General features: G+C 72.8%; 21 protein-coding genes. 10 read left to right on the top strand and 11 right to left on the bottom strand.

Features of this window, described 5'->3' with window-relative positions; translation table 11 throughout:
• Positions 1-63: 63 nt before the first annotated feature.
• A complete protein-coding gene (locus AB0G16_RS09365) occupies positions 64-1023 on the bottom strand; it encodes an acyl-CoA desaturase (RefSeq protein WP_362801312.1) in 960 nt (319 codons plus the stop codon).
• Between the two features lie 393 nt (positions 1024-1416).
• Between AB0G16_RS09365 and AB0G16_RS09360 the strand changes: the two genes are divergently transcribed.
• A complete protein-coding gene (locus AB0G16_RS09360; protein ID WP_362801192.1) occupies positions 1417-2304 on the top strand; it encodes a polysaccharide deacetylase family protein in 888 nt (295 codons plus the stop codon).
• Between the two features lie 137 nt (positions 2305-2441).
• On the opposite strand, the gene AB0G16_RS09355 is transcribed toward AB0G16_RS09360, so the two are convergent.
• Positions 2442-2966: a hypothetical protein gene (locus AB0G16_RS09355; RefSeq protein WP_362801189.1), complete on the bottom strand. Its 525-nt coding sequence runs from the start codon at positions 2964-2966 to the stop codon at positions 2442-2444.
• A gap of 696 nt (positions 2967-3662) precedes the next feature.
• Here AB0G16_RS09355 and AB0G16_RS09350 point away from each other — a divergent pair.
• Both AB0G16_RS09350 and cydB read left to right on the top strand, forming a co-directional pair.
• Complete coding sequence (locus tag AB0G16_RS09350; protein ID WP_362801186.1) at positions 3663-5111, top strand: cytochrome ubiquinol oxidase subunit I; 1449 nt, start codon at positions 3663-3665, stop codon at positions 5109-5111.
• 70 nt (positions 5112-5181) lie between these two features.
• The gene (gene cydB / locus AB0G16_RS09345) at positions 5182-6123 is read left to right on the top strand and encodes a cytochrome d ubiquinol oxidase subunit II (protein ID WP_362801184.1); all 942 of its coding nucleotides are present in this window, start codon (positions 5182-5184) and stop codon (positions 6121-6123) included.
• A 26-nt stretch (positions 6124-6149) separates the two neighbouring features.
• On the opposite strand, the gene AB0G16_RS09340 is transcribed toward cydB, so the two are convergent.
• Positions 6150-7760 (bottom strand): LLM class flavin-dependent oxidoreductase, encoded by a 1611-nt coding sequence (locus tag AB0G16_RS09340; RefSeq protein WP_362801181.1) that lies wholly within the window; start codon positions 7758-7760, stop codon positions 6150-6152.
• A 125-nt stretch (positions 7761-7885) separates the two neighbouring features.
• Here AB0G16_RS09340 and AB0G16_RS09335 point away from each other — a divergent pair, with 125 nt between their 5' ends.
• From AB0G16_RS09335 to AB0G16_RS09325, 3 genes are all read left to right on the top strand, one after another.
• On the top strand, positions 7886-8566 hold the full coding sequence (locus tag AB0G16_RS09335) for a MarR family winged helix-turn-helix transcriptional regulator (protein WP_362801178.1): 681 nt from the start codon (positions 7886-7888) through the stop codon (positions 8564-8566).
• Between the two features lie 62 nt (positions 8567-8628).
• The gene (locus AB0G16_RS09330) at positions 8629-9516 is read left to right on the top strand and encodes an LLM class flavin-dependent oxidoreductase (protein WP_362801174.1); all 888 of its coding nucleotides are present in this window, start codon (positions 8629-8631) and stop codon (positions 9514-9516) included.
• A gap of 245 nt (positions 9517-9761) precedes the next feature.
• Positions 9762-10481, top strand: coding sequence for a spermidine synthase (locus AB0G16_RS09325; RefSeq protein WP_362801171.1), 720 nt, complete (start codon positions 9762-9764; stop codon positions 10479-10481).
• Between the two features lie 335 nt (positions 10482-10816).
• On the opposite strand, the gene AB0G16_RS09320 is transcribed toward AB0G16_RS09325, so the two are convergent.
• Positions 10817-11236, bottom strand: a complete 420-nt coding sequence (locus tag AB0G16_RS09320; protein ID WP_362801168.1) for a PPOX class F420-dependent oxidoreductase — start codon at positions 11234-11236, stop codon at positions 10817-10819.
• 241 nt (positions 11237-11477) lie between these two features.
• Here AB0G16_RS09320 and AB0G16_RS09315 point away from each other — a divergent pair, with 241 nt between their 5' ends.
• From AB0G16_RS09315 to AB0G16_RS09305, 3 genes are read left to right on the top strand one after another with little or no spacing between them, the layout of a single operon-like run.
• Entirely contained in the window at positions 11478-11792 is a 315-nt protein-coding gene (locus AB0G16_RS09315) for a PadR family transcriptional regulator (RefSeq protein ID WP_362801165.1), read from the top strand.
• On the top strand, positions 11789-12613 hold the full coding sequence (locus tag AB0G16_RS09310) for a hypothetical protein (RefSeq protein ID WP_362801162.1): 825 nt from the start codon (positions 11789-11791) through the stop codon (positions 12611-12613). The genes AB0G16_RS09315 and AB0G16_RS09310 overlap by 4 nt, the downstream gene beginning before the upstream one ends.
• Positions 12610-13344, top strand: a complete 735-nt coding sequence (locus tag AB0G16_RS09305; RefSeq protein WP_362801159.1) for an HAD family hydrolase — start codon at positions 12610-12612, stop codon at positions 13342-13344. Before AB0G16_RS09310 ends, AB0G16_RS09305 begins: the two co-directional genes overlap by 4 nt.
• Positions 13345-13457: 113 nt before the next feature.
• Here the strand turns inward: AB0G16_RS09305 and AB0G16_RS09300 are convergent, their stop codons facing one another.
• Together AB0G16_RS09300 and AB0G16_RS09295 are read right to left on the bottom strand one after the other, a co-directional pair.
• Positions 13458-14006 (bottom strand): AAA family ATPase, encoded by a 549-nt coding sequence (locus tag AB0G16_RS09300; protein ID WP_362801156.1) that lies wholly within the window; start codon positions 14004-14006, stop codon positions 13458-13460.
• A 246-nt stretch (positions 14007-14252) separates the two neighbouring features.
• Positions 14253-14510 carry a hypothetical protein gene (locus tag AB0G16_RS09295; protein WP_362801153.1) on the bottom strand — a complete coding sequence of 86 codons (258 nt, stop codon included), beginning with the start codon at positions 14508-14510 and terminating at the stop codon, positions 14253-14255.
• A gap of 297 nt (positions 14511-14807) precedes the next feature.
• On the opposite strand from AB0G16_RS09295, the gene AB0G16_RS09290 reads away from it, so the two are divergent.
• The gene (locus AB0G16_RS09290) at positions 14808-15737 is read left to right on the top strand and encodes a hypothetical protein (RefSeq protein ID WP_362801150.1); all 930 of its coding nucleotides are present in this window, start codon (positions 14808-14810) and stop codon (positions 15735-15737) included.
• Positions 15738-15874: 137 nt separating this feature from the next.
• Here AB0G16_RS09290 and cutA read toward each other — a convergent pair whose 3' ends face one another.
• The 5 genes from cutA to AB0G16_RS09265 form a co-directional block, all read right to left on the bottom strand.
• Positions 15875-18265, bottom strand: a complete 2391-nt coding sequence (gene cutA / locus AB0G16_RS09285; RefSeq protein ID WP_362801147.1) for an aerobic carbon-monoxide dehydrogenase large subunit — start codon at positions 18263-18265, stop codon at positions 15875-15877.
• Positions 18262-18840, bottom strand: coding sequence for a (2Fe-2S)-binding protein (locus AB0G16_RS09280; RefSeq protein WP_362801144.1), 579 nt, complete (start codon positions 18838-18840; stop codon positions 18262-18264). Before AB0G16_RS09280 ends, cutA begins: the two co-directional genes overlap by 4 nt.
• A 65-nt stretch (positions 18841-18905) precedes the next feature.
• Complete coding sequence (locus AB0G16_RS09275; protein WP_362801142.1) at positions 18906-19775, bottom strand: xanthine dehydrogenase family protein subunit M; 870 nt, start codon at positions 19773-19775, stop codon at positions 18906-18908.
• Positions 19772-21232, bottom strand: a complete 1461-nt coding sequence (locus tag AB0G16_RS09270) for a solute carrier family 23 protein (protein WP_362801140.1) — start codon at positions 21230-21232, stop codon at positions 19772-19774. The genes AB0G16_RS09275 and AB0G16_RS09270 overlap by 4 nt, the downstream gene beginning before the upstream one ends.
• 193 nt (positions 21233-21425) lie before the next feature.
• Positions 21426-21647, bottom strand: coding sequence for an RNA-binding S4 domain-containing protein (locus AB0G16_RS09265; protein ID WP_362801138.1), 222 nt, complete (start codon positions 21645-21647; stop codon positions 21426-21428).
• Positions 21648-21656 lie beyond the last annotated feature (9 nt).

The raw sequence follows: 21656 nt of genomic DNA, 5'->3' as shown, positions 1-21656 counted from the left end.
TCGGATAACAGCAACATCTGCCCGCCGGACCGGCCCGCCGTTGTCAGTGCCGCCGCCGGGGGGTCAGCCGGACGCGGGGGCGGTACGCGCCCGGAGCGGCTCGCCCACCTCGTGCAGGTGACGCAGCGCCTGCGCGTACGAGCTGATCACCCCGGACTCCAGGTAGTCCACGCCCAGCTCCTCGCAGTAGGCCCGGACGATCGGCTGCGCGCGGCGCAGGTTGGGCATGGGCATGCTGGGGAACAGGTGGTGCTCGATCTGGTAGTTGAGCCCGCCCAGCACGACGTCCAGGACGTGGCCGCCCCGCACGTTGCGCGAGGTGAGCACCTGACGCCGCAGGAAGTCGAGCTTGTCCTCGCCCCTGAGCATCGGCATCCCCTTGTGGTTGGGCGCGAAGGTGCAGCCCAGGTAGACACCGAAGACCGCCTGGTGCAGCAGCAGGAAGGCGACGGCCTTGCCCGGGGAGAGCACCGCGAACAGCGCGCCCAGGTACAGGACGGCGTGCAGGCCCAGGAGCGAGGCCTCCACCGCGCGGTGCTTGGTCCCCGGGCGCAGCAGGGCGCGGACGCTGGAGACGTGCAGGTTGAATCCCTCGAGCGTGAGCAGCGGGAAGAACAGGAACGCCTGCCAGCGGCCCAGCACCCTGGGCAGCCCCTTGCTCTCGGCCGCCTGCTCACGCGACCAGAGCAGGACGTCGGGGGAGACGTCGGGGTCGTGGTCCTCGTGGTTGGGGTTGGCGTGGTGGCGGGTGTGCTTCTCCATCCACCAGCCGTAGCTCATGCCGATGGCGAGGTTCCCGGCCACCAGCCCGGCGATCTCGCTGGAACGGCGGGAGCGGAAGACCTGGCGGTGGGCCAGGTCGTGGGCGACGAGCCCGATCTGCGCGAACACCACGGCGAGGACGACGGCGACGACCATCTGGTACCAGGAGTCACCGACGGCGAAGAAGGCCACCCAGCCGCCGACGAAGGCAGCCGTCACCAGTGCCAGCCGTACGGCGTAGTAGACGGGCCGCCGGTCCAGCAGCCCCGCCTGGACGATCTGACGCGACAGACGGGCGAAATCGCTGCCTCGTTCACCGGTTCCGGGGACGACGGGAAGGCCCTCGTCTTCGATCGCGGTTGAGTTGGACACGCTTCTCCTCAGATGTGCCGGATGGATCGACATGATCAGATCGGCCGGCAGCGCCACGGATCAGCGTCAACCGAACAGGACGACCGTCTCAGGATCTCGTGGTCGTCCCGCCGGCGGACCCCCGCTCTCACCCCGGCTCGTGGTAGTGCTGACCCTACCCCGGCGACCGCCGCGATCAAGCGCTCATCGGCGGACGACCGCGCCGGGCGCCTTCCCGCGTACGGCCGGCGGGGTTGCGGGTACGGCCGACAGGGGCGCCGGTCGCTGGCAGGATGGTCGCCCATGACATCGGGGACGTACCGGACGATCAGGATGGCGGCGGTGATCACGGTTCTGGTGACGGGCGCCGGGTGCGCGACCGGAGGGGACGGCGGGCGCGGGACCGACGGCGCCGCGGGGCCGGCGCCGGGCTCCTCCGGGGGCGCCTCGGCCTCTCCCCGGGACCCGGCGTCCGGGCCGGAGCCGTCCGGGCCGCCGGGGGTGACGCCCAGGCCGGGCGAGGTGGGCAGGATCGCCCGCCCCGGCGACGGCCTGCCCCCGGTGATCACCTCCGTCCCCACCCGGCGCAAGGTCGTCTTCCTGACCATCGACGACGGGTGGGAGCAGGACCCCGGCTTCGTGGCGCAGGTCCGCGACCGGCGGATCCCGGTGGCGGCCTTCGTCACCCGCGACGCCGTGGAGGGCAGGGGCGCGGCCGACCCGACCGCGCGGGGCGGCAGGTTCCCGAGCGCGGGCACCTGGCGGTACGTGCGCGACCTGCGCGACGCCGGGGCGACGATCGAGAACCACACGCTGACCCACCCGAACCTGCCGGCGCTCGGCTACCGGGAGCAGAGGGCCGAGATCTGCGGCGCCTCCCGGCTGATCCGCAGGCATACCGGCGCCGCGCCCGCGCTGTTCCGCCCGCCGTTCGGCAACCACGACACCCGGACCCGGCGGGCCGCCGGGTCCTGCGGCATCGACGCGCTCCTGCTCTGGACCGCGACGGTGCAGCCGGGCGGGAAGATCGCCTACCAGGTACCCGACAAGAGGCTCCGCCCCGGTGACGTGCTGCTGCTGCACTTCCGGCCGAACCTCGCGCGCGACTTCGCGATCCTGGTCGCCAAGATCGAGCGCCGGGGTTTCGAGCTCGGCAACCTGCACGCGTACCTGCGGGCCGCGCTCCGCTAGACCGGCCCGCCGGATCGGACCGGAACGTGCCGGAACTGCCGCCGGACCGGGACGGCGGCCCGGGACGGCGGCCCGGGACGGAACGGCGGACGGCCCGCCCCCTCCGTGCGGGGGGCGGGCCGTCCGGGCATGTGCGATCACTCGCTCTCGGCGGTGTAGAGGTACTCCCAGTCACCGCACCTGGTGGCGTGGGAGGAGTGCAGGCCGATCTGGCAGACCTTGACGCGGACGCCGTCGACCTTGTGCTTGCCGAAGGCGAAGTGCTTGGCGCCACCGGCGCCGCAGTAGCGGTAGGACTTGCCGTCGTACCACTCGTAGTCCTTGTCCCCGAAGTGGTGGACCTCGAACTTCACGTAGGCGCACTTGCCGCCCTGCTTGTACGTGCGGTGGTCGAGGTCGTACAGCTTGCCCTTGACGTCGACCCGGTTCCACTTCTGGTGGTGGTCCCAGTCGACGCCGATCCAGCCGCGGCTCTTGGCGCTGTGGTTGGACGAGAAGTAGTGACCCCAGTTCTCGCTGTAGTCGTAGCCGTAACCGGTCTGGGCGGTCACGGCCGCCACGGGCGCGGACGCGGTCGCGGCGTTCGCGGTGGCCGGCGCGGCGAGCGCGGCGGCGCCGAGGGCCGCGGTGGTCAGCAGGACGGTGGCCATCTTCTTGATCATGATTTCTCCTCTTACCTCCCCGGACCGGCTCCTGCCGGTCTCCCCCTGGAGTGGTTCATTTCTACGGACGAGTCCTTGCAGGTCGGCATATCGCCGCTTACAGCTCCTTACGAGATACTTGCGAGGCGTTTGCGCCGCCAGCGCATGACACCGCCGCCATGACACCGTTGCCGTGACCGCTCCGGGTGGGACCCTTCGGCGGCCCCGCCCGGCCATGACGGCTCCGGACGGGCGGGACACGCGGGCGGCCCCGCCCGGCCGTGACGCCGTGACGCCGTGACGCCGTGGCTCCGTGACGGCTCCGGGCGGCCCGGGGCGGGCGGTACGCGCTCGCGGGTCCGCCGACCGGCGTACCCGCGAATCCCCCGGGAGAGGGACGCCCCCGAGGGGCCGCCCGCCGCACCATGGAGCCGTCCGCCCGACGGGGGCGGCCGGGGGCGCCCCGCACGGGGGGCGTCCGCCCACCGGGGGCGCGGGGGCGGGAAACCCCCGGCCGGCACGGGGACGACCGGCGCCGCGGGCAAGAGGACGATCTTGGTCCGTCCGGGAAGTGCGGTCTCGGACCGGACCGTGTGACGAAGATCGCAGCAGCTCGCGGCGCCACCCCGCACCATTGCTCTACAAGTCGTAGTACTACTAGAAGTAGCACTACCGGCTGTAGAGCTTAAGGCCCGCGAGGGGAATCGCGAGGGGACGATGGACGCACTAGACCTGGCACGGTGGCAGTTCGGGGTGACCACCGTGTACCACTTTCTGTTCGTGCCCCTGACGATCGGTCTCGGCGTCTTCGTGGCCGGTCTGCAGACCGCCTGGTACCGCACGGGCAAGGAGCACTACCTGCGGCTCACCAAGTTCTTCGGGAAGCTCTTCCTGATCAACTTCGCGATGGGCGTGGTCACCGGCATCGTGCAGGAGTTCCAGTTCGGCATGAACTGGAGCGAGTACTCGATCTTCGTCGGCGACGTCTTCGGCGCCCCGCTGGCACTGGAGGCCCTGCTCGCGTTCTTCCTGGAGTCGACCTTCATCGGCCTGTGGATCTTCGGGTGGGACAGGCTTCCCCGGGGCGTCCACCTGGCCACGATCTGGGCCGCGGTCATCGGGTCCAACCTGTCGGCGTACTTCATCCTCGCGGCCAACGCCTGGATGAAGCACCCGGTCGGCTACGAGGTGGTCGACGGCAAGGCCAGGATGACGGACCTGTGGGCGGTGCTCACCAACTCCACCGCGCTCGCCCAGGTGCCGCACGTGATCGCGGCGGCCTTCGTGGTCGCCGGCGGCTTCGTGCTGGCGGTCTGCGGCCACCACCTGCTCCGGGAACGACGCGCGACCGGGAGCGGGAGCGGGGCCGGGGGCGGCACGAGCATCTGGCGGACCCCGATGCGGGCCGCGCTGGTGATGACCGCGATCGCCGGCGCCCTGGTCGCCGGGAGCGGGGACATGTCGGCCAAGCTGCTGTACGAGCAGCAGCCGATGAAGCTCGCCGCGGCCGAGGGACTCCGGCACGACACCGCCGGCGCGCCGTTCTCCGTCGTCCCCGGCGTGGAGGTGCCCCGGCTCCTCAGCTTCCTGGCCACCGGCGACCCGTCCGCCGTGGTCCAGGGCACCGAGGACCTCCAGGCCGGCTTCGCGGAGCGATTCGGCCCCGCCGACTACCGCCCCGACCTGCCGGTGATCTTCTGGTCCTTCCGTGTGATGATCGGCTTCGGCCTGTCCGCGGTGGGCCTGTCGGTACTCGGCCTCTGGTCGACCCGCAAGCGCCGCCGCGACCCTCGCCCGCCCCGCCCGGTCCCCGCCTGGTTCGCCCGCGCCTGCGTGCTCGCGCTGCCGCTGCCCACCGTCGCGATGATCGCCGGCTGGCTGCTCAGCGAGATCGGCCGGCAGCCCTGGACCGTCCAGGGCGAGCTGCTCACCGCCGCGAGCGTCTCGCCGGGGGTCGGCGTGACCGAGGTGGCGATCTCACTGGCGGTCTTCACCGCCCTGTACGGCGTGCTGGCACTGGCCGAGGCCGTCCTGCTCGTCCGGCACGTCAAGGCGGGACCCGAGCCCGCCGCCCCGGCGGCCGTCCCCGCCCCGGCGTCGGCACCGCCCACCGGCGACGGCGCCGCGCCCGCCGACCCCCGGCTCCAGCCGACCCTCATGTACTGAGGCCGGCGGCGGACGGCGACACGCGACAACGGGAAACGACAGGCAGCGAGAGGCGAGGGCAGGCAACGACATGGAACTCACCACCCTCTGGTTCGCGCTCATCGCGTTCCTGTGGACCGGTTACTTCGTGCTCGAGGGCTTCGACTTCGGTGTGGGCATGCTGGTGCGGGCCCTTGCCGGGAACGAGGCCGAACGCAAGCAGGTCCTGGGCACGATCGGCCCGGTCTGGGACGGCAACGAGGTCTGGCTGATCACCGCGGTCGGCGCCATGTTCGCCGCCTTCCCCGCCTGGTACGCCGGGATGCTCAGCTCCTTCTACCTGCCGATCCTGCTGATCCTGGTCGGGCTGATCGTGCGGGGCGTCGGCCTGGAGTGGCGGGCCAAGGTCCACCACGCCTCCGACCGCGCCTGGTGCGACCTGGGGGTGCTGGCCGGCAGCGCGCTCCCGGCCTTCCTGTGGGGCGCCGTCTTCGCCGACCTGCTGCGGGGCAGCGCGACGGCCGCCGTCGTCGGCGGGGTGTTCTCGCTCTCGCTCTGCGTGCTGCACGGCGCGGTGTTCGTCGCGCTGAAGACCTCCGGGCCGGTCCGCTCCCGCGCCCGGCGCGCCGCCGTGGTCGCCGCCGGGGTGGCCCTGCCCGCCGCGGTGTTCGCGCTGTCGAACATCCCCGTCTCGGGTACGGAGGGCACCGCACCGGCGGCCGCCTCCTGGCTGTGGGCCGCCGCGCTCGTCGCGATGGCGGCGCTGGCCGCCGGGATCGCGCTGACCTGGCGCGGCCGGGACGGCTGGGCGTTCGCCGCCACCGCCTCCTCGATCGCGCTGGCCTCCGCCGCCCTGTTCGGCGCCCTGTGGCCGGCCCCGCTGCCCGGGCTCACCGTCGCCGAGGCCGCCTCGGGCCCGTACACGCTGGGCGTGCTGACCTGGATCGGGCTGATCGCGCTGCCGTTCGTACTGGGCTACCAGGCATGGTCGTACTGGGTCTTCCGCAGGCGACTGACCGCCGACGTGTCCTGACCGGCCCCGGCCGTCCCGGAGGATTCTCAGAGGATTCCCAGCCTGGCCAGCGGCTCGACGAGCTCCCTCTCCTCGTACGACAGGTGGGACAGGAGCGTGTCGCTCAGCAGGTCCACGGCCGAGCGCAGGGCCGCCCGGCCGTCCGGGCCGGAGACGAAGGCGACCAGCGCCCGGTCGACGCCCTCCAGGACCTCGTGGATGGCGTGGTGCTCCTGCTCCAGGCGGTCGATGACGGGCACCAGCCTGCTGTCGGCGCGGCGCAGACCGGGAAAGAGGCTCTGGTCCTCGATGGTGTGGTGGGTGGTGACGACACGGCAGTAGGACTCGCAGTAGGTGCCGACCGTCCAGTTGTTCTGCCGCATCGTCATGGTGTTGATGTGCGAGCGCGCCGCGCCGGGATCCATGGAACCGCCGGTGACCTGCTCGACCAGCCGCCGCACCTCGGCGAGCTCCTGCCGCAGGTGGTCGTGGACGTCGACGAGATGGCGCCCGGACGCCTGCTCGCGCGGGGTGTACGTGCGATCCGGGTCGGGGGCGGGGCCGGTCGGGCGGGTGCTCTCGTCCCAGACCCGGACGCCGGCGAGCCGGACGCCGTCGTCCGGGGTCGGCGTGACCCCCAGCGCGGGCACCGCGCTCCCGGGGTTCCCCGCGCCCCCCGCGTCGCCTCCGGTCGACGTGACGACACCGAGGGTCCCGGGACGGTCCGCGGCGCCGGCCGTCCCCGGGCGGTCGGCGGCGGACGGGTCCCGCAGTGCCCGCTCGGCCTCCACGAGCTCGCGTACGCCGGGGACGACCTCGGCCGCGAAACGCCGGATGTCGTCGGGGTCGTCGCTCGCCAGGATGTAGGCGCTCATCCCCTCCTCCAGGGTGAGTTCGGCGAGCTGCTCGACCCAGACGTCCGCGGGCCCCTGCAGGAAGGCGCCGCCGGAACCGGTGAAGGTGCCGGAGACGTTGTACAGCCGCCGCACGTCGGCGGGCGAGCGTCCCGCGGCCAGCGCGGCCTCGTCGATGGCCGCGTTCATGGCGGCGAGGGTCTCCGGGGCCGCGTAGGCGCTGCTGGGCAGCCAGCCGCCCGCGAGCCTCCCGGTGAGGCCGAGCATCCGCCTCTTGTAGGCCCCCACCCAGATCCCGACGTCATGGGCGGGCGCCGGGCCGGGATGGGCTCCGTGCACGCGGTGGTGGCGGCCGTCGATCCTCACCGACGCTCCCCCCTCCGCCCAGAGGGCCCGGATGATCCCGATGCCCTCCTCCAGCGCGTCGACCCCCTCGGCCGCGGTCAGCCGGGGGCCGCCCAGGGCGGCGATGCCGTCCCAGAAGGCTCCGGCCCCGAGCCCGAGCTCGACGCGCCCGCCGCTGAGGACGTCCAGGGTCGCGACGCTCCGGGCCAGCACGGCGGGCGGGCGCAGGGGCAGGTTCGCCACGTTCGGCGACACCCGGACCGTGGAGGTGCGCGCGGCGACGACCGACAGCAACGTCCAGGTGTCGAGGAACCGCGCCTGGTACGGGTGGTCCTGCACGGTCACCAGGTCCAGGCCGGCCTGCTCGGTGAGCTGGGCGAGCGCGACGACCCTGTCGGCCCGCGCGGCCACCGGCGTCAGGAAGGTCCCGAACAGCAGCTCGTGCCCGTGGTCGGCCATGTCTCTCCTGGTGCGTCGTCTCGGGTGCGCGGATCGCGACACTTCGGTTCGACAGATCGTATGTAAAGCAGATGAATTGTCAAACAGAAGGTCTCCTGAACCGCAGGTCCTGCTAGCCTGGCCGTATGCCCGCCGTGCCTGCCATGCCCGCCACGCCCGGCCCGCCCGCGACCCCTGACCCGTCCGACACGCCCGCGACACCGCGTCCCGGCGCGGAGACCACCGGCGCCCTGGACGGCGACCTGGGCTGGACGCTCGGGGTGGTCTTCCGCTCCTACGTCAGGACGGTGAACGCGCTGGTCGAGCACCTCCCCGGCGGCCCGCGCGGCTACCAGGTGCTCGCCGCGGCGACCCAGGGGCTGCCCGGCGGCCAGGGAGCGCTCGCCCAGCGGCTCGGCGTCGACAAGACCGTCATGACGTACCTGCTCGACGACCTGGAGAAGGCCGGTCTGGTCGAGCGCCGCCCCGACCCCGCCGACCGGCGCAACAAACGCGTCGTCGCCACCGAACGGGGCCGGGCGACCTGGTCCGACGCGCAGACCAGGCTGGAGCACGCCGAGGAGCACGTCCTGTCCCCGCTGGACCCGGCCGACCGCCCCGTGTTCCGGGAGCTGCTGCGCAGGCTGGCCGCCGGAGCCGACGCCCTGGACCCGGCGAACGGCCCCTGCCGGCTCGTCCAGGAGCTGACCCCCGACGACGTCCCGGGCGACGCTCCCGACCGCACCCCGGCCGGCGCCTCCGACCGCACCTCCGACCGCACCTCGGACGGGGGCCCCGCCAGGCCGCGCCGCTCCCCCCGGCGCTGAGCCCTCCGAACCGGACCGTCCCGGGTTGACCTCAAGCGAACTTCAGGTCCGAGGATGCCCCCATGAACATCGGAGTGATCCTGCCGTCCGTCACCGTCCAGCGGGAGCAGCGGCTCGACCTGGCCACCGCCGCCCGGCACGCCGAGGACACCGGGCTGGACGGCGTCTGGCACGGCGACCACCTGGCCACCGGCGCGCCGTCGCTGGACTGCGCCGTGGCACTGGCCGTCGCGGCGTCGGCCACGACACGGATCCGGATCGGGGCGAGCGTGTTCGTCCCCGCGATCCGCCCCCTGGCCTGGACGGCCAAGCAGGTCGCGAGCCTGCAGCACGTCTCGGGCGACCGGCTCGTCCTGGGCGTGGGGTCCGGCGGCGGGGCCGGGCAGTGGGCCGCGGCCGGCGTGCCCTACGGCGAGCGCGGCAGGCGCACCGACACCGCCCTGGAACTGCTGCCCCGGCTGCTCGCCGGGGAGACCGTCACCCTGGCGGACCAGCCCGGGGAGGTACGGCTCGACCCGGCCGTGACCGTACCGCCCATCTGGGTCGGCAACGCGTCGGCGGTGGCCCTGCGCCGGGCGGCGCGGTACGGGGACGGCTGGTTCCCCTCGATGGTCCCGCCGGCCGAGGTGGCCTCGGGCCGGGCCAGGCTGGCCGAGCTCGCCGCCTCCCACGGACGGCCGGGACCGTCCGTCACCGTCGGCGCCACCGGGGCCCTCGGCTCGGGGCCGGGCCTGCCCACCCGCGAGTCCATCGCCTCGGGCATTGCCGGGTACGGCATCTCGCCGGAGGAGGCCCTGAGGCTGCCCGTCCTCGGGGAGCCCGCGCGGGCGGCCGAGCACCTGGCCGCCTACCGCGACGCCGGGGCACGCCACGTCGTCCTGGGAATCGCCGGGGGCGACTGGCGCGAGCAGTGCGACCTCCTGGCCGAGACCCGCGCCCTCCTGAACTGACCCTGGACCGCAAGGCCGGCCCGGCGGCGTACCCGGCCCCGGGCAAGCGGCGGGGCCCGGTCCCGGGACGGGCGGCGTGCCGGCCCGGGACGGGCGCCGGGACCGGTGAAGTGCGGGATGCTCTATGGCAGGCCCCGTACAGGGGAGACCCGGAGGAGCGACCGCACCTCCCCCGCCGGACGGGCCCGGAGCCCGGCCACCGCCGATCCCTACCGGATCGACCACGACGAAGACGGACGGATGCGATGAGCGCGCGTTTCGAGGAACTCGACTGGCGTCCGACGCCGATCGGCGACATCAGCCTGCGGCGCAGGCGCGAACCCTCACTGGGCGTCGACGTCTACGAGATCAAGCTGAACGACGAATTCCTCATGTCGAGCCTGTTCACGGTGGCCGAGATCGAGCTCGCCCGGCTCGGGCTGGCCGCGCTGCCGGGCACGGACCTCGACGTCGCCGTGGGCGGGCTCGGGCTCGGGTACACCGCCCAGGCCGTGCTGGAGGACGCCCGGGTGCGCTCGCTCGTCGTGGTGGACACGCTCGGCGAGGTGATCGAGTGGCACGAGCGGGAGCTGCTGCCGGTCGGCGCCCGCCTGACGGCCGACTCCCGCTGCCGCCTGGTCCACGGTGACTTCTTCGCGATGGTCCCCACCGAAGCCGGCCTGGACCCCGAGACCCCGGGCCGGCGCTTCCACGCCGTCCTGGTGGACATCGACCACACCCCGCGCCACGTGCTGCACCCCAGCCACGCCGCCCTCTACACCCCGGCGGGCCTGCGCGGGCTCGCCGGGCACCTGCACCCCGGCGGTGTCTTCGCCCTGTGGTCGGACGACCCTCCGGAGGAGGAGTTCGAGGCCCTGCTCACCGAGGTCTTCGCGACCTCGCGGGCGCACGTCGTCACCTTCCCCAACCACCTGACGGGTGGTGAGTCGGCCAACACCGTCTACGTCGCGACGACCTCGGCCTGACGTCACCGCGAAGCCGTCCGCGGGGCCACGACACGGGAGGCCGCCGGTCGCCGCCCGTTCCGAGGTGAGGCGAGCTCAGGGCACACGTGACGTCAGGCAGCCGAACACGGCGCGCGGTCGCCTTCAACGCCATTCTTTCCACCCTGCCACCGGCCTTTCCGCGGCCTTCTCTTTCGCTTTCCGTGGATACGGTTTCACGATTCCCGGCCGAGGAGGACGAGCACGGTCACGCCGTCGTTCATTACGGAGACCCGGCGCCTTTACACTGTAGATTCATTCCTCTCCCGGCACCGGCCCGGTGCCGGGCTCCCGCCCGCCCGGGCGGTGAACGGGCGTCAGCCGACCTGGTCGTTGTCCTTGAGGCCGCCCCAGCCGTGCCAGCGGTCGATCTCGATCCAGGCGCTGACCCGGGCGCGGTCCCTGCGCGGATAGTCGTTTCCCGTGTAGTGCCTGGCCAGGCGGTCGATGTCGGTCAGCCCTTCGTCGTCACGCGTCTCGGCGACGTGGCCGATGACGCTGACGTGCGTGTACCAGTCGCCCTCCTCGAGCACGGTCAGGGTGACCCGGGGGTCGTCACGGATGTGGTCCAGCCGCTTGCGGGCCCCGTCCATGTTGACCAGGATCCGGCCGTCGTCCCACAGGTACCAGGTGGCGGTGGACACGGGCTGGCCGTCCGACCGCAACGTCGTGATGACGGCGGGGTTCGGCTTCCTCAGCATGACGACTGCTTCCTCGGGAAGCGGCGGCTTCGACATGGCCTCTCCTCCTCTGCCCGCTCCCCTCGCGGCGAGGAGCACACGGGCGTTTCACGAGACGTACCCTCACCGTGCCACATCACGGACGGTGACGATCCACGACCCTCCGCGTCGCCCGGATTCCGGAGCCCCCGGCGATCACCCCGCCGGGTCCCCGCACGAGAGACGGCGACCGGGGATTGCCACCCACTACTACGTCCTGCGATGCTACGCAGAACGTAGTAGTCATCTGGAGGTCACCGTGGCTCTCTCCGAACTGGGCCGGTTCTCCGAACCCGCGCTGCTGGTGCTGATCAGCCTCGCGGACGGCCCGAAGCACGGCTACGCCATGCAGGACGACATCGCCGCGCTGACCGGCGGCCGTCCCGGGCCCGGCACCCTCTACGGCGCCGTACGGCGACTGGAGGACCTCGGGCTGATCACCCCCCACGAGACCGACGACAGCCGCCGCCGGCCCTACGAGCTGACCCCCCGGGGGCGGGGTCAGCTACAGGCGGAGCTGGAACGCCTGCGCTCCGTGGCCCACACCGGCCTGCGCCGCCTGGCCACGGCGTGAACGCCCGGGAACGCCGGATCGACCGGCTGCGCACCCTCGTCCTGCTGCTGTACCCGGCCGGCCTGCGGCACCGCTACGGGCCCGAGATCCGCGCCCTCCTGGAGGACTCCCCCACCCCGGTCCGCGACCTGGCCGACGTGGCGCGCACCGGCGCGCGGGAACGGGTCGCGGCGGCGCTCTCGCCGCGCCCGCCCCGGCACCGCCCCCTGCGCGATCGACTCCCGTACCGCGTCTGGCGGTGGTCGGTGGCCCTGACGGCCATGATCGCGGCCCTGGCGGCGCCCTGGGCCCTGTCCGGCACGGCGCCGTGGGCCGCCCCGGCGGCGGGCATCGCCATCGGCCTCATGTTCACCTACCGGGAGGCGGCGAAACGACGGCCGGCCCTGACCCTGGTCCTGATGACGTTGACCCTCCACGTGCCGCCCTACGTGCCGAAGGCGCTGAGCGACGCGACCGCCCGGACCCCCGACGTCATCGTCACCATCGTGTTCGGCGTCGCCCTGACCCTGGTCGTCCCGCTGCTGCGCCGCCGGCCGGGACACCGGACACCCATGGCGGCCGGGGTCGTCGCGGTGCTCGCGCTGCCACCGGCGGCGACCGCGCTGTTCGCCTCCATGGGGGGCCTCGCCCGTCCCTGGTCGTCGTACTGGCTCGCGATGTCCTCGCCCGCGAGCGGCGCGCTCACCTACTACCCGGCGCTCTACACCTGCTGCGCGTTCGTGCTCCTCGCCGCGGCGGCGGCCGAGGCGCGCCGGGCCCCGGGCGGACACGTCACGGCCCCCGGCGAGTCCTCCCCGCCCCCGGCGGGCGCACCGGCATGACACCGACGCCACGCTCCACCGGGGTTCGGCGTTCCTACGGCGCCCTCTCGTTCGACGGCGACGGCACGCTGTGGGACTTCGACTCCGCGATGCGGCAGGCCCTCGAGGACGCGGCCCGTCTTCTGCGCGGCGCGGGCGCCTGCCGGCCCGGCGGGCCGGTGACCGCCGGCTGGCTCCGCGAGATCCGCGACCACGTCGCCGGGCGCGAGGAGTTCCGGGGACGGACCATGGAGAGCATCCGCCTCGCCTCCTTCCGGCGAGCGGTCGCCGAGTGCGGGATCTCCGACGCCGGTCTCGCCCGGGAGGCGTACGAGACGTACATGGAGGCGCGCTGGAGGCGGCTGCGGACCTACGAGGACGTGCCGGACGCGCTCGCCGCACTGGGCTCCCGCTACCGGCTCGCGCTCGTCACCAACGGGAACACCCGTCCCCACCGGGTCGGTCTCGACGGCGTCTTCGGCACGGTCGTCGTCTCGGCCGAGTGCGGCCTGCACAAGCCCGACCCGGCGATATACCTCCACGCCCTGCGCCGGATGGGGCTCGGGCCCGCCGAGGTGCTGCACGTCGGCGACGACCCCGTCGAGGACGTGGACGCCGCCCGGCGGGCCGGCATGGACACCGCCTGGGTCAATCGCCTCGACGTCCGCTGGCCGTACGCCGATCCTCCCGGCCCGACCGTCGGCGACCTGGGCGAACTGACACCCCTCCTCCTGGATGGGGGTTCCCCATGACGCCCCGTCTCCCCCGGGGTCGCCGGCGACCGGCCCCGGCCCCGGTCGTCGTTCTGCCCCCAGGCTCGGGGGTCGGCGGAGGACGCCCCGCCGGACCGGGTGTCACCCCCGGGTCAGCCGGTCTCCACGCGGGCGGCGGCGAGGTTGCCGAGAATCACCGAGACCGTCTGTTCCGGTGTCTGCTCCGAGGTGTCCAGCCAGAGCCCGATGCGCGGGGTCTCCTCGCGCAGAGCGCGGTCGAGGGCGTCGACCGTCCAGGGGCCGTATCCGGTCTTCGGACGCTCGGTCTCCCTGATCCGCACGACCGCGGCGGAGGGAGCCAGCACGACGACGTACAACGGGCGTGTCCGTACCGTGGCGACATACCGGCTCAGGTCTTCCCCGAGGACGATGTCCTGCACGACCGCGGTCCACCCGTGGTGCGCGTACTCGTCGGCCACGAGCGCGGACAGCCGGTGGCGCAGCTCCAGCTGGGCTCTGGCCTCGGCGGTCTCCTCGGGCAGCAGGTCCTCCCCTCCGGAGACCAGCATCCGCCGGAAGACGTCACCGCGCACGTGGGCGGCCCGGGGCAGCCGCCCGGCCAGGAGGTCGGCCACGGTGGACTTCCCCGACGCCATCACGCCGGTGATCAGGACGACTGCAGGACCAGGTTCGGTGTCCACGCGGACCTTTCGCTCACAGGTGGCATGCGGGTGCGCGCGCCCTCTTCGGGAGGCGGGCGTGAGGCTCTCCGGCAGGACGATCTCACCACAAGATCATATTCGCTGAACCGGGGGTTCGCGCCCGGCCCTCGGCCACCGGGCCGGGCACCGATCGCGGCCGCCGTTCGCCGCGGGCCGGTATGCGGTGGCGCGCCCGGCCCGTACGGCCCGCGCCCGCCGCGCCGGACCGGCGGCGAGCCGAACGGTTCACCCGATTCCCGCCATCAGGGCGACGGCGGAGAGGGCCAGTGCGCCGAGTCCTCCGACGATCCCTGCGATCCTGGGGTGCCGGCGGTCGGCCACCGTCCTCAGGTGGGCGCGCGCGGCGAGCACGAAGGCGATCCCACCGGCCGTACCGCCCAGGGCCCAGTAGAAGCTCGGAACGGCGAACACGAACCCCCACGCGGCGGCGGCCAGACCGGGCCATCGGGCGCGGTGGCTCATGCCGTCACGACGTGAACTCATACCGGCGATTGTGCCGAACCCCGAAGGGGAGACGGACGCACCCTCCCTGCCGGGTGCCCTCCGGGAACGGATGTCGCCCCCTTCGCATCGCGGAGGTACGGCGCGTGCCGCCCCCGGTCAGGTTCGCGGCTCGGCCGGAAGCGGGAAAACGTCCGCACGGTCCGTCGGCCGTGGACCGATCACCGCGCGCCCCGGGAACGACATCGGCCGAGCGTTCTCGCGAACGGTGACGACCGACGACTTCTCACCGTCACCCCGAGACGCACCGCCGAGTAAAGTAAAGACATTCCGTACTCGGTGGCAGGCGAGCCGGCAGGAATCGATCATGGCGGACAGGCGGAGAAAGACCAGAGGCGGCGTGAACCCGTCCGGAGCGACGTCGACGAGGTCTCCGCACGGCAGAAGAGCACCGGGCTCTTGACGGGCGGGGAAGACAAGGCGTCCTCGGGCCCCGGGGGGACGGAGAACGCCGCCCCGCTCCCACGGGCAGCCCTCGCGCGCACCCCCTCCCCCGAAACCGCCACCGCCGTTCACGCGAAACCCGCAAAAGGCGAACCCCCCACAATGGATCCCCGCCGCCGCGTCGTCATAAAAAAACTTCCTTCGGACTCCATGGAGGAGGACAGCGCGATTGTCATGTTCGTGATAATCGTGGGCGCATGCCTGGCGGCGGCGATTTTCGGAATAGCCAGACACACACTCGACGCTTACGGGAGCACGGTTGATCTGACCCTTTCCTCGGTGACGGGCGGGCACCGGCCGAAGGACGTGAAACATCGCGGCGGAGTGTTCGGCGCCCTCGGCTATCGTCTCTCCGGCGATGCGCCCGTCGTCTCGGACTTCACCCTCCCCGCCACGGGGGACCTCGACGCCGACGGCGGTGATCCCGGGAACGTCCGGCGTTTCCTCAGTAGCAGGATAATCTTCACACCGGACAGACCGTGCCCCGACGAAGCCTCGCTGACGTGGGCGTGGACGGAGTCCGGAACCTCTCCTTCGGACGAGCCGTCGCACACGATGAGAATCGACCAGGTGGCCGTACTCACCGATGTCCCTATCGTGGGCGACACACCGAGGTTTTCCGCCTCCATCTCGTCCCCCGCCCCCTGCGCCGGGTCACTCAAGCTGGTCGGTTCGACCATCAGAAATTCCAATTTCCACCCGCACGAGAGATCCATGTTCTTCAAGAACATCGAGATCAGGGAACGAGATCCTCGTCTGGACTAGCGACGCCACGGGATCGGCGAACCGAGGCCGCCACGGACCTCGTCGGCGGCAGGACACAGGCCGGCACGTCGTCCGGGAGCCCGGAGGTCCGGTCTTCGCGTCGCCGGACCCCGCGGGCCGGGACACCCCGTGCCGGGTCAGCCCGAAGCGGTGCGGCGCAGGGCGAACAGGTCCGACGGGGAGATGGGCATCCGGTCGATCCCGATGCCCTCGGCGTCCTCGATCGCCGAGGCGATCACCGCCGAGACCGGGATCACCCCCGCCTCCCCCGCGCCCTTGATGCCGAGCGGGTTGAGCGGGGACGGGGTCTCCAGGTGCGCGGTCTCCACGAAGGGAACCTCGGTGGCGTACGGCATCAGGAAGTCCATGAACGAGGCGTTCAGCAACTGGCCGTGGGCGTCGTAGACCATCTTCTCGTACAGGGCGCCGCCGACGCCCTGGGCGACCCCGCCGTGGATCTGCCCCTCGACGATCATCGGGTTGATCAGCCTGCCGCAGTCGTGGACGACCGCGTAGCGCAGGATGCGGATCTCGGCGGTCAGCGGGTCGGTCTCCACGATGGCCGCGTGCATCCCGGAGGCGAACGTGGAGCGGATCGGCGAGTAGTAGTCGCGGCCCTCCAGCCCCGGCTCCTCCCCCTCGGCCACCGGCGGCCGGTCGAAGGACGAGGCGCCCGCGAACTGGGTGGCGCGGGCGGCCTCGGCGTCGAAGGCGTAGCGCAGCGGGTTGGACAGCACCGCCACGGTCGCCAGCGGGATCGTCGCGCCCGGGGACCCGGCCACCCGCACCTCGCCGTCGACGATCTCCAGGTCGCGGGGGTCGGCCTCCAGCGCGTCGGCGGCGATCCGCAGCGCCTTCTCCCTGACCTTGCGGCAGGCCAGCGCGATGGCGTTGCCGCTCATCACGGCGGCCCGGGAGGCGAACGTGCCGACCGCGTACCCGAACCTGCGGGTGTCGCCGGTGACGACCGAGACGCGTTCCATCGGCACGCCCAGCTCGGTCGCGGCGATCTGCGCGAACACGGTCTCGTGGCCCTGCCCCTGGGAGGTCAGGCCGGTGGAGACGTGCACCCGGCCGTCGGAGGTGATCTGGACGTGGCCGCCCTCGTAGGGGCCGACGCCGGTGCCCTCGACGTAGCAGCCGATGCCGATGCCGACGGTGCGTCCCTCGGCGGCGGCGCGGTCCTTGAACTCACCGAAGGCGTCCCAGCCGATGAGTTCCTTGAGCATGCGCAGCGACTCGGGGTAGTCGCCGCTGTCGTAGACGAGCGGGCGGCCGTCCTGGAAGATCAGGCCCTGGTCGTAGGGGAACTCGTCGGGCCCGATGAAGTTGGCGGCGCGCACGTCGGTGCGGTCGGCGCCCAGGTGGGCGGCGATGTGGTCCATGGTCCGCTCCATGCAGAAGACCGCCTGCGGGCGGCCCGCCCCCCGGTAGGGGGTGACCTGCACGGTGTTGGTGTAGATCGAGGAGAACTCGACCCGGTAGGCGCCGATGCGGTACGGGCCCAGGAGCTGGGTGGCGGTGATGATCGGAACGATGATCCCGTACGGCGTGTAGGCGCCGTGGTCGTGCAGGATCTCCACGTCCAGGCCCAGGACGCGCCCCTCGTCGTCGAAGCCGACCCGGACGTTCTGCACCTGGGCGCGTTCGTGCGCCGAGGAGACGAAGTGCTCGCGCCGGTCCTCGGTCCACTTGACCTGGTGGCGAAGGGTGATCGCCGCCCACGGCACGAGGACCTCCTCGGGCCAGGGGTGCACGATCTTCACGCCGAAGCCGCCGCCCACGTCGGGGGCGACGACCTCGACCTGGGGCAGCGGCAGGCCGAGCTTGGCGGCGATGGCCATCCGGACGCTGGTGGAGGTCTGGGTGCTGGAGTGGACGCGCAGCGAGTGGTCGTCGGCGTCCCAGCGGGCGTGCACGCCGCGTCCCTCCAGCGGCATGGACGCGCTGCGCTCGATGTCGAGCCGGAAGGAGAGGCTGTGCGGGGCGGCGTCGATCGCCTCGCGCGCGCCCAGGCCGGTCGCCGAGGGCACCTCCTGCACCAGGTGGGCGCCGACGTTGCCGGGCACGTCGGCGTGGACGAGCCGGTCGGAGCGGATCGCCTCCTCCACGCCGACCACCGGCGCGAGGACCTCGTAGTCGACCGCGATGAGCGCGCAGGCGTCCTCGGCGAGGTAGCGGTCGCGGGCGACGACCATCACGACGGGCTCGCCGACGTGCCGGACGATCTCACGGGCCAGCGGGTACGCGGTGCGGCCGTGGGTCAGCGCCGGGTGCGGGATGAGCAGCGGGAGCGGCTCGGCGAGGGCGCCGGGCAGGTCCTCCCAGGTGTAGATCGCCACCAGCCCGTCGACGTCGACGGCGGCCGAGACGTCGATGTCGCGGATCCGGGCGTGCGCGTGCGGGGAGCGGACGAAGGCCGCCTCCAGCGATCCGGCGCCGAGGTCGTCGACGTAGCGGCCCCGGCCGGTCAGCAGGCGGGGGTCCTCGCGCCGTTTGACCGGCTCGCCGAACAGTCTCGTGGTCACGACCGCCGCACCCGCCCCTCGTTCTCCCCGGTCTCCCCGGTCTCCCCGGTCTCCCCGGTCGTCCCGGACGTCGGGGACCCCCCGGCCTGCTCGGACGTCGAGGACTCCTCGGCCATGATCTCGGCGGCGCGGTGGACGGACGCGACGATGTTCTGGTAGCCCGTGCACCGGCAGAGGTTGCCCGAGACGCCCTCCACCACCTCCTCCCGGCTCGGTGCCGGGTTCTCCCGCAGCAGCGCGGTCACCGTGCACAGGAATCCGGGCGTGCAGAAGCCGCACTGCAGGCCGTGGCACTCGGCGAAGGCCCGCTGCACCGGCGAGAGCGTGCCGTCCGGCGCGGCGAGCCCCTCCACGGTGGTGATCTCGCGCCCGTCCACGGTGACGGCGAACGTCAGGCAGGAGCGGACGGGCTCGCCGTCCAGCAGCACCGTGCAGCAGCCGCAGACGCCGTGCTCGCAGCCGACGTGGGTGCCGGTCAGCCCCAGGTCGTGGCGCAGGCAGTCCGACAACAGCCGCCTGGCCGGGACGCCGACCTGGCGGACGGTCCCGTTGACGGTCAGCGTGATCTCATGCATCCGCGCCTCCAGGCACCGGCGTCGACAGGAGCGCCGTCGTCACCGGCTCGACGGCCGGCGTGATCTCATGCATCGGCGGCCTCCCCGGCGGCGTCCCGCAGTGCCCTCTCGGCGAGGACCCCGGCGAGGTGACGCCGGTAGTCGGCGGTCGCGTGGATGTCGGCGTCGGGGTCGATGCCCTCCCGTACGGCGCGGGCCGCCGAGGCCCAGTCGGCGGAGTCCGGCGGTTTCCCGCCGAGGGCGTCGGTGACGTCGAGGAGGACCGGTACCGGGCCCAGGCTCACGCCCGCGACCGTGGCCGAGGCGATCCGGTGCTCGTCGTCCAGGACGACCAGCGCCGCGATCCCGGCCAGCGCGTAGTCGCCGTGCCTGCGGGCGAGCTCGTGGAAGGCGGTGCCCGAGCGCGGGGGCGGCGCCGGGAAGAACGCGGAGACGGCCAGTTCCCCCGGTTCGATCGCCGACTCCAGGGGGCCGGTGAAGAAGGCTCCGGCGGGGACGTCCCGGACGGCGCCGGTGCGGGCCAGCCGTACCGTCCCGCCCAGGAGCCTCAGCACGGCGGGCAGCTCGGCGGCGGGGTCGGCGTGGGCCAGGCTGCCGACCACGGTGCCCCGGTTGCGGATCACCGGGTGGGCCACCAGGCGCAGCGCCCGGCGCAGCAGCGGCTGGGCGGCGGCGACGGGCGCGGAGCGTTCCACCTGGGCGTGCCTGGCCAGGGCGCCGACCCGGACGCCGCCGGGCTCGACGTCGACGGCCGCGAGCCCGTCCAGCCGGTTGATGTCGACCAGGTGTGCCGGGGCGGCCAGCCGCATGTTCAGCAGCGGGATGAGGCTCTGCCCTCCGGCGAGCACCTTGCCCCCCTCCCCGGCGCCGGCGAGGGTCTCCAGGGCCTCGTCGAGGGAGCGGGGGGCGTGGTATTCGAAGGGGGGTGGTTTCACCCGGTGGCCTCTCGTCGTGGCTCGGACACCCTCGGACCGGCACCGCCGGCACCGACGTCGGCACCGGCGGCACCGGCGGCACCGGCGGCACCGGCGGCACCGTCCCCGGCGCCGTTGCCGTCACCGCCGCCGCGGCCCGCGATGACCCGGAGCAGGTGGTAGCCGGCCACCACCACGACGGTGCCGAGGGCGATGCCCTCCAGCGTGAAGTTCGAGCCGATCATGTGCTTGACCGGGCCGATGGCGAGGATGATGCCCGCCCCGACGGGGACGAGGTTGACGGGGTTGGAGAAGTCGACCCGGTTCTCGATCCAGATCTTCGCGCCGAGCAGGCCGATCATGCCGTACAGGATGACGGTGATGCCGCCGAGCACGCCGCCGGGGGTGGCCGCGACCAGCGCGCCGAACTTGGGGCAGAGGCCGAACAGGATCGCGATGATCGCGGCGATGTAGTAGGCGGCCGTGGAGTACACGCGGGTGGCGGCCATGACGCCGATGTTCTCGGCGTAGGTGGTGGTCGGCGAGCCGCCGAAGCCGCTGGCGAGGGCGGTGGCGGCGCCGTCGGCGACGATCGCCCGGCCCATGTACGGGTCGACGTCGGTACGGGTCATCTCGCCGACGGCCTTGACGTGGCCGACGTTCTCGGCGACCAGCGCGATCACGGCCGGCAGGACCAGCAGCACGGCGGAGAACCTGACGTCGGGGAAGTGCATGTTCGGCAGGCCGATCCAGTCGGCCGAGGCCACCGCGTCGAAGCTGACCCGCGGGTGGGTGTCGACCGCGCCGGTGCCCGCGTTGAAGGCGGTGATGTTCCCGAAGAGGCGGTCGGCGACCCAGGAGAGCAGGAAGCCGACGACCAGGCCGAGCAGGATGCCGATCCGGCCGATGAAGCCCTTGAAGGCCACGATGAGGACGAACGTGACGACCATCGTGATCAGCGCGATCCACTGGTCCTGCGGCCAGTAGACGTCGGCGACCACGTACGCCAGGCCGAAGCCGATCAGCATGACGACGGCGCCGGTGACCACGGGCGGGAAGACCCGGTTGATCACCTGCACGCCCAGGAAGTGCACGGCCAGGCCCACCAGCGCGACGACCAGGCCGACGACCAGGATGGCGCCGGTGACGATCGCGTCGGTGGCGGGGGTGTCGCCGCCGAAGAGCCCCCGGATGGCGAGCACGCCGCCCACGAAGGAGGCGCTGGTCCCCAGGTAGCTGGGGACCTTCCCCTTCACGATGAGCAGGAACATGATCGTCCCGATGCCGGAGAACATGATGGCGACGTTGGGGTCGAGCCCCATCACCAGGGGGAACACGAACGTGGCGCCGAACATCGCGACGACGTGCTGCGCCCCGAAGCCCACCATCCGCGGCCACGACAGCCGCTCGGCCGGGCCGACCACCTCACCGGGGGCGAGCGTCCTGCCGTCGCCGTGCCTGGTCCACCTTGGAAGCATCGAGCTCCACCTTTCACCGGGCCGTCGGTCGGTGGCCGCCCTCGCGGGCGTCCTCCGGCGATTCCCTCACAACCGTTGCGGGCACATTAGGAAAGACGTCATACCCGGACACCGTCATGATCTGCCAAATCTGGGCGGCGGACCAGTGAACGGCTCGCGCACACCCGCCGTGACGGCCGGTGAGGAGACGGGGTCAGCCCCCCGCGCCGACCACCCGGATCTCGAAGCCGTCACCGCTCACCACCTGGCCACCGCGGATCTTGCAGGTCTTGCGGAGCTCCACCTCGCCGTCCACCAGCACGTTGCCGTCGGCGATGAAGTGCTTGGCCTGGCCGCCGGTCTCGGTGACGCCGCAGTACTTCAGCAGGTCGCACAGCGGGATGTACTCGGTTTCCAGGGCGAAGGTCTCGTTCACGGCGACCAG

It is taken from the genome of Streptosporangium sp. NPDC023615 (genome assembly GCF_040640155.1).
In the GTDB taxonomy this organism is placed as follows: Bacteria; Actinomycetota; Actinomycetes; order Streptosporangiales; family Streptosporangiaceae; genus Streptosporangium.
The sequence above is the reverse complement of the archived record's forward strand: the minus strand, read 5'-3'. Positions and strand labels throughout refer to the sequence as shown.